Source organism: Corynebacterium spheniscorum, from assembly GCF_900113445.1.
Taxonomy (GTDB): Bacteria; Actinomycetota; Actinomycetes; order Mycobacteriales; family Mycobacteriaceae; genus Corynebacterium; species Corynebacterium spheniscorum.
On the sequence record NZ_FOPJ01000003.1, the window covers coordinates 75534 to 88607 of the forward strand.

General features: G+C 57.2%; 11 protein-coding genes and 1 pseudogene. 5 read left to right on the top strand and 7 right to left on the bottom strand.

What is annotated here, in order from left to right; genetic code table 11:
• Positions 1-116 precede the first annotated feature (116 nt).
• The 3 genes and pseudogenes from BMZ01_RS03210 to rimP form a co-directional block, all read right to left on the bottom strand.
• Positions 117-446, bottom strand: a complete 330-nt coding sequence (locus BMZ01_RS03210; protein ID WP_177180039.1) for a YlxR family protein — start codon at positions 444-446, stop codon at positions 117-119.
• 514 nt (positions 447-960) lie between these two features.
• Positions 961-1953, bottom strand: a pseudogene (gene nusA / locus BMZ01_RS03215) (transcription termination factor NusA); the annotation flags it as partial.
• Complete coding sequence (gene rimP / locus BMZ01_RS03220; RefSeq protein ID WP_092284380.1) at positions 1950-2513, bottom strand: ribosome maturation factor RimP; 564 nt, start codon at positions 2511-2513, stop codon at positions 1950-1952. The gene rimP and the pseudogene nusA, both read right to left, overlap by 4 nt.
• 52 nt (positions 2514-2565) lie before the next feature.
• Here rimP and BMZ01_RS03225 point away from each other — a divergent pair, with 52 nt between their 5' ends.
• Positions 2566-3309 (top strand): DEAD/DEAH box helicase family protein, encoded by a 744-nt coding sequence (locus BMZ01_RS03225; protein WP_143067435.1) that lies wholly within the window; start codon positions 2566-2568, stop codon positions 3307-3309.
• A 183-nt stretch (positions 3310-3492) separates the two neighbouring features.
• On the opposite strand, the gene BMZ01_RS03235 is transcribed toward BMZ01_RS03225, so the two are convergent.
• Complete coding sequence (locus tag BMZ01_RS03235) at positions 3493-3774, bottom strand: hypothetical protein (RefSeq protein ID WP_092284384.1); 282 nt, start codon at positions 3772-3774, stop codon at positions 3493-3495.
• A 215-nt stretch (positions 3775-3989) separates the two neighbouring features.
• Entirely contained in the window at positions 3990-5747 is a 1758-nt protein-coding gene (locus BMZ01_RS03240) for a proline--tRNA ligase (protein ID WP_092284386.1), read from the bottom strand.
• Between the two features lie 123 nt (positions 5748-5870).
• On the opposite strand from BMZ01_RS03240, the gene yaaA reads away from it, so the two are divergent.
• Positions 5871-6632 (top strand): peroxide stress protein YaaA, encoded by a 762-nt coding sequence (gene yaaA, locus BMZ01_RS03245; protein ID WP_092284707.1) that lies wholly within the window; start codon positions 5871-5873, stop codon positions 6630-6632.
• Positions 6633-6889: 257 nt separating this feature from the next.
• Here the strand turns inward: yaaA and BMZ01_RS11115 are convergent, their stop codons facing one another.
• Positions 6890-7027, bottom strand: coding sequence for a hypothetical protein (locus BMZ01_RS11115; protein WP_177180040.1), 138 nt, complete (start codon positions 7025-7027; stop codon positions 6890-6892).
• A gap of 117 nt (positions 7028-7144) precedes the next feature.
• Here BMZ01_RS11115 and BMZ01_RS03250 point away from each other — a divergent pair, with 117 nt between their 5' ends.
• Entirely contained in the window at positions 7145-8473 is a 1329-nt protein-coding gene (locus BMZ01_RS03250; RefSeq protein WP_092284387.1) for a protein adenylyltransferase SelO family protein, read from the top strand.
• A 54-nt stretch (positions 8474-8527) separates the two neighbouring features.
• Here the strand turns inward: BMZ01_RS03250 and mqo are convergent, their stop codons facing one another.
• Positions 8528-10027, bottom strand: a complete 1500-nt coding sequence (gene mqo, locus BMZ01_RS03255; protein WP_092284389.1) for a malate dehydrogenase (quinone) — start codon at positions 10025-10027, stop codon at positions 8528-8530.
• 375 nt (positions 10028-10402) lie between these two features.
• Here mqo and BMZ01_RS03260 point away from each other — a divergent pair, with 375 nt between their 5' ends.
• Together BMZ01_RS03260 and mtr are read left to right on the top strand one after the other, a co-directional pair.
• Positions 10403-11434: an alpha/beta hydrolase gene (locus tag BMZ01_RS03260; RefSeq protein WP_092284391.1), complete on the top strand. Its 1032-nt coding sequence runs from the start codon at positions 10403-10405 to the stop codon at positions 11432-11434.
• A 127-nt stretch (positions 11435-11561) separates the two neighbouring features.
• Complete coding sequence (gene mtr / locus BMZ01_RS03265) at positions 11562-12947, top strand: mycothione reductase (RefSeq protein WP_092284709.1); 1386 nt, start codon at positions 11562-11564, stop codon at positions 12945-12947.
• The last annotated feature ends 127 nt before the right edge of the window (positions 12948-13074 follow it).

Sequence of the window (13074 nt, forward strand, 5' to 3'; positions counted from 1 at the left end):
TCTTCTAGAGTCCTAAGTGCCTTGGGGTTTTACCCGTTTGGGTTTTACCCAAGGCTGGCGACACCTGTGCGGAGGTTGTTCGTGACGTTCATCGCTGATGCTTCATCGTGTGCTCATCAGTGTTCGGTCTTCTTTCTGGTCGGTGTCGGGTCTGCTGCTTCTACCTTTTGGAGGTAAGCACGCAACGGACCGGCGTCAACAGCTGTCGACGCCCGGAGCGCGCGGCGGAATGCCTTGCGCTTATCGGCTTGCTCCACTGCCCCTAGAGTTGGGGTGATCCACGCGCCTCGACCGGGCAAGTGACGCCGCGGGTCGGGTATGACGACAGTGGGATTATCAGGGTCCAAGACCACTCGCAGTAACTGGTGGTCTGGCATGGGACGACGAGTAGCGATGCAGGTGCGGATTCGCTCCTTCATCGTCCTCCTAGCCTCGAGATAACACATAGTGAATAGGCCCCACAGGGGCATGTGGGCCACTCATAGACTTTAGAGCACCAAGGGGCCTTATGTGTAATCGAGAAAGCTTCGGCGGGGCTAAGTCAAAGCCCTGCCGAAGCTTCCCCGTAGCTAGCTCAAAGATGCAGCTAGTCGCCTAGTCTTCGGAATTTTCCTGACCTTCGGGTTGAACCTCGGGGCTGGTGGAGGATTCGGAAGCGGGTTCGGAGCTGTCTTCAGCGTCCTGCTGGGTGGACAACATCGATGTAGTTTCCGGGGATTCGGCGGGTTCCTCGGCAGCTAGTGCGTCAGCGTTGGCGTCATCCTGGGCAGCTTCCGAGCGCTCTGCTTGCTCCGGGCGCGCATCGACCTCGGGCTGGTGGCCATAGCCATCATCGGCGTAGCCTTCATCGTCATAGCCACCTTCGGCATAAGTATCTTCTGCTTGAGCAGCGGCTTCGCGTTCGCGGGCTTGTTCTTCGCGGCGTTGCTTATCTTGGGCGCGCAGCTCTTCTAGCTTGGGGTCTTGATCAGAGTGGATATCAATACGCCAGCCGGTAAGACGCGCCGCCAGGCGGGCGTTCTGGCCTTCCCGACCAATCGCCAAGGAAAGCTGATAGTCCGGCACGATAACGCGGGCCATTTGGTTTTCTTCATCGATGATTTCCACATCGATGACCTTGGCTGGGGCCAAGGCGTTTCCGACGAAGGCTGCGGGGTCATCGGAGTAGTCAACGATATCGATTTTCTCGCCACCGAGCTCGCGCATGATATTGGACACACGCTGCCCACGCGGGCCAATGCATGCGCCCTTGGCATTCAAACCCTTAGCGCGACCAATCACCGCAACCTTGGAGCGGTGCCCGGCTTCACGGGCAATGCCGGTGATCTCTACCGAACCATCGGCAACCTCGGGAACTTCCAATTCGAAAAGCCCCTTGACGAGCTCGGGGTGCGTGCGCGAGAGGTTCACCTGGATATTGCGGGTGCCGCGGTTCACCTCCACCACGAAGGCCTTCACGCGGTCACCGTGCTTGAGCTTTTCGGTGGGGATTTGTTCCGCGGGGAGCAAAATGCCGTCCTGGGAATCCAATTCGGTACCCAATTGGATAACCACAATGCCGCGCTCATTAGCGCGGGCATCGCGTTGCACCACACCAGACACCACGGTGTGTTCATAGGCAGAGTAGGCATCATAGGCGCGGCCGGCTTCGGCTTCGCGCAGTCGGCGCATAATGGCGTCGCGCACAGCTTGGGCACCAACCCGCGAGAAATTATTAGGGGTGTCATCCCACTCGGAGATCACTTCCCCATCCTCATCAACTTCGCTGAGGATCACATTGACTTCACCGGTGTCACGGTCAATATCTACCCGGGCACGAGCCTCGCGGTTCGTGTCACCGCGGAATTCACGGTAGGCATAAAGCAAAGCGCCGGCAATGGTTTCCAGCAGGTCACGTACGGCGATGCCTTGCTGTTCCTCGATTGCCTTGAGGGTGCGCATATCAATATTCACTTGTTGTCCTCCTGCTTTTCAGCAGCATCAAATCGATCTTCTTCCGGGGCTACTTCAGCGTAGTCTTTCCGCGTCAACACCAGTTCATTTTCCGATGCCGAAGCGAATTCAATTTCTACCACTGCCTTAGGGGCACTAGCCAACTGCATGGTCTTAATGCTCTTTCCACGCACCAACACCACCGAGGACTCAGACTCATCTAAGGCACCAATGCGCCAAACTTCATCACGGTCGGCGAAGCGCACCAAGCGGTGACGATTCCGCCGCCAATGCCGTGGTTTGCTCAGCGGATGGTCAACCCCTGGGGTGGAGACCTCCAGGGAGTAGGAAGCACCATAGCTGTATAGCCCTTGGTCTTCGCTTTCATCCAGTACTGCCGAAAGATCTTTAGAAAGCTTCTCAATCACATCCAGATCAGGGCGCGTATCCCCATCAACCGCAACGGCGATCACGGATTTCTTCCCGGCGCGAGTGGCACGCACTTCTTCGACATCGAGTCCATAGGAGCTCACCGTTGGGGTGATCAATTCTTCAACTTGGGCAGCACTTGGGAAAGCCATGTGTTCCACCCTAACCTGCATTGGTCTTGGTGTGATCACTACGATCCATTGGGTGACCTTTCCTCGTCAATTTCGCTTGCATCTTGCCCTGACAACCACCTTCGCGCTTGGTGCCACAAGCCTTGGTGGCTGTGCTTTGCTGGGCCCGCAGCCAAATGCGCAACTCACTCGCGCGGAAGCGGTTGCGCACGCCGCTGGGCAGGAAGATATTGCCAACACCTTGCATGAGGAGGTCTTGCGGCTCTGTGGGCACCATGCTGATGGGCGTATTCCAGAAAGCTGCACCTATGAGCTAGAACCAGCTGAAGGTGATGTGCTGGACACCTTGATTAAGACGGTGGCTAAAGCCCCGGAGGAGTCCAAGGACTTAGTACTAACCCAGGCTCTGAAGTTGGCGAAGGAGCAGCAGGTTGAGGTCCCAGCACTTGATCCGATCAGCAACGCTGATGTGCAGGATTCCGCCGCTGAGTTGCTGCAGACCGAGTATGGGGCGATCTGGGCGCTGGATTATGCGCGTGCTTTTATGGCCGATCAAGAGCACATCGATAACTTAGTCAAAGTGCACCGTAAGCGTGCTGAGCAACTAGCGCAGGCCTTGGGTGATCAGGCGCCAGCAGCGGAAGCTGGTTGGTTGTTCTCTGATACTGCAGATGCAGAACAGGACCCCAATGCCTTCATTTCAGACATTGAGGCCCTAAGTTATGACCACTGGGTAAAAGCCGCGCGCTATGCCAGCACGGATGCATGGCGGGGCTATTGCATTGCGGTGGCAGCTAATTACGAGCTAGCCACCTAGCAGCGCTACCGCCGCTATTAGCGTGATCCGAAGATCAACCGCCGCTACGGTTCCAGGTGGCGCAGGATCCGCGCCGCCTGCCTCGTAGCCCACCCGTTGTGCGAATACTGCTGGGAGGCAAGTCCCTCGGGGCACAGGTATTAGGAGCCCCTCGGGGCGACACGTATCTCGGGTCTACACCCCTTAGGAGATGGAATCGATGGCGTTCTTCGCTGTCACAAGGTCTGTCCTTGTGCGTTCACGGTAGGCCTTGATGGCTTCGACCTTGCGTCCTGCCGCAACAAGCTGACGCTCCTCGGCTGACACGCCGAAGACATCGACGTTGCTTACCTCCTCACCGAGGCCCTCCTCACCGAGGCCCTCCTCACCGAGGCATGCCTTTAATTGCGTGACGAGCGCCAAGAGTCGCTGATTCTCGCGCTGTAAACGCTCGATTTCTCGAGCCTGATCAAACCATTTGCCCATCGTTCATCCTCTCGGAAGAAACGGCTTTAAGATTCTTATCTGCTTACAGACGGGTGCGGGGTGCGGGGTGCTGAATCTCCAACGCCATGCCGGAGAGATCAGCGGAGGTCAAAGCACGCGCGCCTCACCGCGTCACGCGCGTCTCATGCACGCGACTCACGCACGCTACCCACAGCTGCCACAGCGCACGCCCCACGCACGCCCCGCACACACCCCTACCCCAGCAACTCGCTGATCTTCTCAATCGCCTGATCCGCGGGAATCTCCAAGGTCTCCCCACCGCGAACCCGCACTTCCAGCAGCCCCTCCTTGAAGGAGCGGCCCAGCACCACAATCAGCGGCATGCCCAGTAGTTCCGCATCCTTGAATTTCACGCCGGGACTCACCTTCGGCCGATCATCCAAAATAACTTCCACGCCCTTGTCATCCAGGTCCGCGGCAAGCTTCTCCGCGGCTGCGCGGGCAGCTTCGTCTTTATTGGCAATCACCATGTGCACCTGGAAGGGTGCGACCTCCAGCGGCCAGTTCAGGCCCTTGTCGTCATGGCGCTGCTCAGCTAGCACCGCCATCAGGCGGGACACGCCAATGCCATAAGACCCCATGGTGGGCACGCAGCGTTTGCCATTTTCATCCAGAATCTGAACATCAAAAGCTTCGGTGTACTTACGCCCCAGCTGGAAGATATGGCCAATCTCAATGCCGCGCTCCAGGGTCAAGGTGCCCATATTCTCCGGGGCCGGATCACCTTCGCGGATCTCCGCGGCCTCAATAAAACCATCCGGGGTAAATTCGCGGCCCACTACAGCATTCACCATGTGGTGATCAGCCTGATCCGCACCAATAATCCAGCGCGTGCCCTTCACCACCCGTGGATCAGCCAGGATGCGCACCTCATTGTTTTGCAAGGCCACCGGGCCAACAAAGCCCTTCACCAAGAAGTCATGCTTTTCAAAGTCGGCGGCTTCAGCCATCTCCACGCTAGCGGGCTCTAAGGAGGCCTCCAGGCGCTTCATGTCCACTTCGCGATCACCCGGAATCAGCACACCCAAAAGCTCGGATTCCTCAGCACCCGGCGCGGTGGTCTTCACCACCAGGCACTTTAAGGTGTCGCAGAGTTCCACAGCAGTACCATCTTCGCGGCGTAGGTCCTCGCCCTTTGCCCATTCCAGGAGCGCTTCCATAGTGGCAGCACCAGGGGTTTCGCGTACTTCAGCAGCGGGTTGGCCTTCGATGGGTTGTTCCTCACCGCGTGGGGTGATCACAGCCTCCACGTTGGCGGCATAATCGCCTTCGGTGGCAGAAACGAAGGTGTCTTCGCCATTCGGGGAGATCGCCAGGAATTCTTCGGAAGCCGAACCACCCATAGCCCCAGAGGTGGCCTTACAGATGGCGTAATTCACGCCCAGGCGGTTGAAAATGTTTTGATAAGCCTGGCGGTGATCCGCATAGGCGCGGTCCAGCCCGGCATCATCCATGTCGAAGGAGTAGGAATCCTTCATCACGAATTCCCGGCCGCGCAGGATCCCGGCGCGAGGGCGTTCTTCATCGCGGTACTTAGTTTGGATTTGGTAGAGCAGTACCGGGAAGTCCTTATAGGAGTTGTACATGTCCTTCACCGTGGCGGTGAAGAGCTCCTCGTGGGTGGGGCCCAGCAGGCAGTCATTGCCCTTGCGGTCCTTCAGGCGAAAGAGCGCGTCGCCGTATTCCTCCCAGCGCCCGGTGGTTTCATAGGGTTCGCGCGGCAGCAGCGCGGGAAAGCTGAGCTCTTGGGCGCCGATGGCTTCCATTTCCTCGCGCACCACGGTTTCGATCTTGCGCAGGGTGCGCAGGCCAAGCGGCAGCCAGGAGTAAATGCCGGGGGCTACGCGGCGGATATATCCGGCGCGCACCAGCAGGCGGTGGCTGGGTACTTCCGCGTCCGCGGGGTCTTCGCGCAGGGTGCGCAGGAATAGGGAGGACATGCGAGTGATCATGTCTGTGAATTATGCCGTAGTGGGTCTAAGACAACCACCAACAGCCACCCATTTATGTTGTGGTGTCACTCTCCTACACGTCCTGCCCACAAGCAAAAGGCAACAAAAGGTACTGTCATGGGCATGCTGATTGTTCTGCCGCCTTCGGAAACTAAAGCTAGTGGGGGTTCTTTCCCACCTCTGGATTTCGATTCCCTGCGTTTTCCGGAATTAACTGATATTCGCCGCGATATCGCCGCTGATTTGCAAGCTTTAAGCGTGGATGAAACCTTAGCTGCGCTGGGTTTATCCGAGAAACTGCGCGATGAGGCGGCCGCTAATCAACAGGTGCTCTCCTCTGCCACCATACCCGCGATCGAGCGCTACACCGGGGTGCTCTATGACGCCCTCCAGGCGGCCTCTTTAGATGATGCTGCCCGCACCCGCTTGGCAGTGGGTTCCGCCTTCTTTGGGGTGGTTGGGGCCCAAGACCTCATCCCGCACTACCGGCTTTCTGGTGGTTCCAAGCTCCCACGCCGCAATGGCAGCCCACACCGCAATGGCAGCCTACCGACCATGAAGGCTCGTTGGGGCAAACACCTCACCCAAGCTTTAGAGCAGGTTGATCAGCTGGTAGTGGATTTGCGCTCCGGGACCTACCAATCGCTAGGGCCCTTGAAAGATGCGGTGACGGTGCGGGTTGAGCATGTTCGCCCGGATGGTTCGCGCAAGGTCGTCAGCCACTTCAATAAGCACTACAAGGGGTTATTAGCCCGCGAATTGGCCTTGAGTTCTCAGGATGCGCACACTGCCGAGGAGGTTGCGCGCATCGCCGCTGAGGCGGGTTTGGAAGTTGAGGTGGGCACGGCCAAAAAGGAAACTCTCACGATGGTGGTGCGGGACTAACCCCTCCCCAAAAGGGATATGAGAGTGCGCGGGAGAACCCACATTCTCCCCGCGCACCTCGGTATCTATTGTGAGCACACCAGATCCAAAAAATATGCATCCTTGGTTGTGTGATCTTCGACTTAGCTTAGGTAAGAGTTACTAAACACTGACTAGCTGGGGTTTTAAGTAGCTACCTTTTAGGCAACCACTATTGCCAGGGGGTCTATTCTTACCCCCTTGAAAGTAGTGTGGAGAATACTCCAGGCTCGCTTCGGTTAAGTTTTGGGGGCTTTCCCCGAGATCGTGGGGCTGGGGTTGTCTGTTGCGTCCGGGTCGGCTGAGCATCCGCTTAGCCAGAGCGATAGCGCGAGGATGGGAGTAGTGAACGTCATCAGGATGCGGTGAGTACGCATAGTGGGGTTAACACCTCACTCCATGTAGAGAAGGTTGTCCTAATTCGGGATTCAAACTAATTGAAACTTGCTCGGTGGGTCAACCACCCGCCCCCGTACATAACTAGCCTGAAGAGCATGCCGCCTGATACATCCCCAGTTTTTAGCCATAACTTCGCCACCGAATTCCCCGAGCTTTCTATCCCCTACTCCCCTGACTCCGGCCCCAACCCTGAGCTGGTGCTTTTTAATGAAGAACTCGGCAAAGAACTAGGGATCCCAGCAGATCTCGATGTGCTGTTGGGGCAAAGAGCAGATATCAAAGAACATGCCGTGGCCCAGGGGTATGCCGGGCACCAATTCGGGCAATTTGTTCCCCGCCTAGGTGATGGCCGCGCAGTTTTATTGGGTGAAGTTGCAGGCAAAGATATTCATCTCAAAGGTTCCGGTCCCACGCCTTTTGCCCGCGGTGGTGATGGCCGGGCCACTTTGCCCAGCATGCTGCGCGAGTACCTGATTGCCGAAGCACTCCACACCTTGGGCATCCCCACTACCCGAGCCTTGGCGGTGATTAAGACTGGCAAGACAGTTCTTCGCCAACAGTCCGAAGAAGGCGCGATTTTGGTGCGGGTTGCAGCCTCGCACCTGCGGGTGGGAAGTTTCCAATATGCGCGCCTGCATGGGCTGGAATTAACTAAGCAGCTTGCGGATTTCGGGATGCGCCGCCATGACCCGGATTGCTCGGATTACGCGCAGTGGTTGAGCCGAATTATGAAACGCCAAGCCGCTACTGTGGCCACGTGGATGCGGGTGGGTTTTGTTCATGGGGTGATGAACACCGATAACACAACTATTTCTGGCGAAAGCATTGATTTTGGGCCTTGTGCTTTTACTGCCACCTACGATCCGAAGGCGGTTTTTAGCTCCATTGATCACCACGGCCGCTATGCCTTTGGCCAACAACCTCATATTCTGGCCTGGAATTTAGCGCGCCTAGCAGAAACCCTGCTGCCGCTCTTTGATCCCGATGAGGATAAGGCACTAGGTATCGCTCAGGAGTTAATGGCGCACTATCCACAGATCTGGCGGGACGCCTGGTTAGAAAGCATGAAGGCCCCCTTGGGGCTATCGCGTTACCCAACCGAAGAGGTAGAAGGCATCATTGATGCTCACCATGAATTGCTGTTAGGCCAACCGATTATTAGCAGTGGGCGAAAACTAGCCGAAGGTGAAGGTTTAAGCCGGGAGTGGACTAAACTCTGGCAGGAATTAGATCCGGATATGGCGGAGGTCAAAAACAATAATCCTTCTGTGCTGCCGGCTAATCATGTGATTGACTCAGCTTTATCAGATGTTGGTGAGGCAAAGCGTTTACTTGGGGCCTTAAAGGATCCCTATTCCCCGCACCCCGAGATCTCGATGGAAGCCCCAAAGAATTTCCATTACGTCACTTATTGCGGAACTTAGGAAACACAAAAGAGGCCCATGGTTTCATGAGCCTCCTGAATGTGGACTTAAAGCTTATTGATCAAGCTGCAAAGTCTTGGTGGAATACTCCCACATTTCATCGAAGAGCTTGGTGTCCTCCGAAAGCTTCTTGCCATAGGAGGGAACCATCTCGCGGATCTGGTCGCCCCAGGCGATCATGCGGTCACCGAAGCAACGCTCCAGCAGCTCCAGCATGGCAGCCGGCGCAATGGAGGCACCCGGGGAGGCACCGAGTAGACCAGCGATGGAGCCTTCCGCATTGTTGATCAAGGTGGTGCCGAATTCCAGGGAACCGAGCTTGGGCAGGCCCGCAGGCTTAATGACCTGCACGCGCTGACCAGCAGTAATCAGCTCCCAATCCTCATCGCGGGCGGTAGGCATGTACTCGCGCAGAGCTTCCATGCGGGCCTTTTGGTCCTTGAGAACCTCGGTGATGAGGTATTTGGTCAGGGCCATTTCCTGCACACCGACACCAGCCATGGAAGGCAGGTTAGCCGGGCGCAGGGACTTGAAGAGATCCAGGACAGTGCCCTTCTTCAAGAACTTCGGGGTCCAGCCGGCATAGGGGCCAAAGAGCAGGCCCTTTTCGCCATCAATGACGCGGGTATCCAGGTGCGGGACGGACATGGGCGGGGCACCAACAGAAGCCTTGCCATAAACCTTGGCGGCATGCTTTTCGATGAGCTCGGGGTTGGTGCAGCGCAGCCACTGGCCAGAAACCGGGAAGCCGCCGTAGCCGCGGATCTCGGGGATGCCGGCTTTTTGGAGCAGCGGCAAAGCCATGCCGCCGGCGCCGACGAAGACGAACTTCGCGCGCACAGTGGAGATATCGCCAGTGTGGACATTCTTTGCGGTGATCTTCCAAGCGGAACCATCACGGGAAATGTCCTTGACCTCATGGCCATAACGGATCTCGGTGCCGCCCTTTTCGGCAGCGGCGAGGAATTGGCGGGTCTGGGCACCATAGTTAATGTCGGTGCCGGCGTCGGTCCAGGAGATCGCAACCTTCTCGGAGGCGTCACGGCCCTCGGCCATGAGCGGGAGCTTCTCGGCGAAGACCTCGCGGTCATCGCTGAACTGCATACTCGGGAAAAGCGGGTGTTCCTTTAGTGCCTCATAACGGCGCTTGAGGTAACCGACCTGATCGGCACCGCGGCCGAAGGAAACGTGCGGAACTGGGTTAATAAATTCCCGCGGGCTGGGCAGGATGCCATGTTCCACTTGGTGGGACCAGAACTGGCGAGAGACCTGGAACTTCTCGTTGATATTAACGGCCTTGGTGATGTCGACCTTGCCGTTTTTCTCCGGGGTATAGTTGAGCTCGCAGAGAGCGGAGTGGCCGGTACCGGCGTTATTCCAGGGGGAGGAGGACTCCAGAGCAGGGCCATCTAAACGCTCAAAAATGACCTGTGACCAGCCAGGTTCCAGCTGACGAAGCATGGCGCCGAGGGTGGCACTCATGATGCCCGCACCGACGAGGGCAACATCGACCTCGTCAGTAACCTTCGTGGGCGTGCTGTTGCTATCTGACACTTTTGGCTACCTCGTTATATTCGGGTTAATAGGGGTGAGCTTTCTGGGTTCATGGTGTGGCGCGGCCGGACGGGCGTACAGCGTGTTGGAGCGTTGTACAACAAGGGTTGCGCCGCGCTGAACCCACATCGCGCGCATATCCACCTTACGCCCTCTACCCCCTAGCGGGGGATAAAACAGGGTGTGGCAGGGGGTGAAGGTGGGTTGTGTGCGGTTATGGGGCTGGCTGGGTTGGTCTTGGTGTTGAGTTGGGTCTGAGGGCGAGTGGGGTCTTGGGGCGTTGGTGTTTGGTGGCGGGGTGTTGCTGTTGGGTTGGCGTTGCGTGCTGTGCGCCGTGTGAGCGTTGGTGGGCACTCCCCCACTACAGTGGGGAGCATGACCCATGACGCAGCGCGGAAGCCAATTACCTGGCACCCGGATATGCTCGGCGAAGACTTTGAAAACATGACCCTGGAACTAGGACGCGACCCGGATGGGGAAGGGCAAATTGTGGCCACCCTGGTTCGCTATAAACCAGCTATCGAGAAGCCACGCGCCGTGCTTTATGTGCACGGTATGACTGATTATTTCTTTCAGGCGCATGTGGCGGAATACTTCGCGACGCGCGATATTGCGACTTATGCGGTGGATTTACGGAAATGCGGGCGTTCGCACCGCGAAGGGCAGCGCTGGCATTACAGCCCCGATTTCCGTCAATACTTTAAGGAACTCACCACCGCCCTGAGCATCGTCGGTGAGATGTATGGCGATGTCACGGTTTTGGCGCATTCCACCGGTGGGCTTATTGCGCCGGTGTGGGTTTCACATTTGCAGGAAACCGGCGCGCCAGAGGCCGCTCTTATTAAACGAGTTGTTCTCAATAGCCCCTGGTTGGACATGATGTATCCGAAGGTGCTGCTGAATACTTTGGGCCCGGTGGCCAAGCTTTTAGCTAAGCGCCGGCCACTGATGCCCGCCCCGGGTGGGAACCTGGGAGTGTACGGGCAGGCCTTGCACCGGGAGTGCAATGGTGAGTGGGACTTTGACCTTACAATGAAGCCCATCCAGGGCCACGAGAAGTATTTCGGGTGGCTAGGGGCGGTGCTGGAATTCCAGGATTTGGTGGGCGCCGGGAAGGTTAATTGCCGGGTGCCAGTATTAACTATGTGTTCTTCGCAGTCGCTGTTATATCGCCGGCGCTATACCCCGGCTGTGAAGGAAGCGGACACCGTATTAGATGTTCGTCAGATCCGCGAGCGCCAGGGGCTGCTTAGCGATCACACTGAATTACAGGTGATTGAGAAGGGCTGCCATGATCTCTTCCTCTCCCCTCGCCCGGTGCGGGATGAGGCGATGAAGGTGGCCGCGGATTGGATTTTAAATACCCCCGGTGGGGTTCCTGAGCGAAGCGCGGCCGCTGAGGAATAAACCGCGTGGCAGTGACTTTGAATGATCTGAGTGTCTTTACCCCGTTTTTACATTTTCCACAGAAAGGTGCGAACTCCGAGTGAGCAACGACCTGCACACTAATCAGCCAGGCGATCAGGCAACCCAGATCAAGGTTGATCAGCACTATGACTTGATCATCATTGGTACCGGTTCCGGTAACTCCATTCCGGGACCAGAGTTTGATGATCAGTCCATCGCCATCGTGGAGAAAGGTGCTTTTGGTGGCACCTGCCTGAATGTGGGCTGTATTCCCACCAAAATGTATGTCTATGCCGCTGATGTGGCGCTAGAGGCCCAGGATTCTTCGCGGCTGAGCTTGGACACTTCTTATAAGGGGGTGGATTGGCAGGATCTACAAAAGCGGATCTTCGCCGATCGCGTGGATGCGATTGCCGAAGGCGGGGAGGCTTATCGCCGCGGAGATGAAACCCCGAATATTGATGTTTATGACCAGGAAGCCCACTTTGTGGCTGAGCGGACCTTGAAGACTGGTCAAGGCGATGAGGAAAAGATTATTTCCGGTGATCGCATTGTGATTGCTGCTGGGGCGCGCCCGAATATCCCAGAAGTAGTGGAAAACTCCGGAGTGCCTTATGAGACCAATGAGACGATTATGCGCCTGCCGGAGCAGCCGGAATCTCTGATTGTGATGGGTGGTGGCTTTATTGCCATGGAGTTCGCCCACGTCTTCCAGGCTTTGGGTACCACAACGAGCATAATTAACCGCTCCCCGCGGGTGCTGCGCCACCTCGATGAGGATCTGGTGCAGCACTTCAATGAGGCCATCAAGCCGCGCTTTGATCTTCATTTGGGTCACACCGTCACCAAGGTGGAAGGCGATGAGCAGCAGGTCACGGTGACCTTGGATGACGGCTCCACCGTTAGTGCCCAGAAGCTACTGGTGGCTACTGGCCGAACCCCCAATGGGGATCGTTTGAACCTGGATGCTGCTGGCATTGAGATGGATGGCGATCGGATCAAGGTGGATTCCTATGGCCGCACTACCGCTGAAGGGGTGTGGGCTTTAGGTGATGTGAGCTCGCCTTATCAGCTCAAGCACGTGGCCAACGCGGAGATGCGGGCGGTGCGCCATAATCTTTTGCACCCCGAGGATCTGAAGAAGATGCCGCATGATTACGTGCCTTCCGCGGTGTTCACGCATCCGCAGATTGCCACGGTGGGAATGACGGAGCAGGAAGCTAAGGATGCCGGCTATCCCATTAGCGTGAAGATCCAGAAGTACGGGGATGTGGCTTTTGGTTGGGCGATGGAAGATCGCACCGGCATTGTGAAGCTGATTGCTGATCGTAAGAGCGGCAAGCTTTTGGGCGCACACTTTATGGGCCCGCAGGCTAGCTCCTTGATTCAGCAGTTGATCACGGTGATGGCTTTCGGGTTGGATGTACGCGAGGTTGCTCGTGATCAGTATTGGATCCACCCCGCGCTCCCGGAGGTTACCGAGAACGCTTTGCTGGGGCTGGAGTTCGACTAAATCTCATCCCAGCGCGGCCTAGCTAGATGTGCGTAGATCAGCTAGGCCCGAGGCCGCGAGGATACCTCCGCGGGCATATCCCCTCCGGAGCTGTCGCCTGCGGAGCCGCTGTCGCTTGCGAGGCCGC

Bases quoted from the DNA above. Each gene is read 5' to 3' on its own strand.
- BMZ01_RS03210 (WP_177180039.1), bottom strand. From the start codon at position 446: ATGTGTTATCTCGAGGCTAGGAGGACGATGAAGGAGCGAATCCGCACC.
- BMZ01_RS11115 (WP_177180040.1), bottom strand. From the start codon at position 7,027: ATGCGTACTCACCGCATCCTGATGACGTTCACTACTCCCATCCTCGCG.
- yaaA (WP_092284707.1), top strand. From the start codon at position 5,871: ATGCTGATTGTTCTGCCGCCTTCGGAAACTAAAGCTAGTGGGGGTTCT.
- BMZ01_RS03235 (WP_092284384.1), bottom strand. From the start codon at position 3,774: ATGGGCAAATGGTTTGATCAGGCTCGAGAAATCGAGCGTTTACAGCGC.
- BMZ01_RS03260 (WP_092284391.1), top strand. From the start codon at position 10,403: ATGACCCATGACGCAGCGCGGAAGCCAATTACCTGGCACCCGGATATG.
- rimP (WP_092284380.1), bottom strand. From the start codon at position 2,513: ATGGCTTTCCCAAGTGCTGCCCAAGTTGAAGAATTGATCACCCCAACG.
- BMZ01_RS03240 (WP_092284386.1), bottom strand. From the start codon at position 5,747: ATGATCACTCGCATGTCCTCCCTATTCCTGCGCACCCTGCGCGAAGAC.
- BMZ01_RS03250 (WP_092284387.1), top strand. From the start codon at position 7,145: ATGCCGCCTGATACATCCCCAGTTTTTAGCCATAACTTCGCCACCGAA.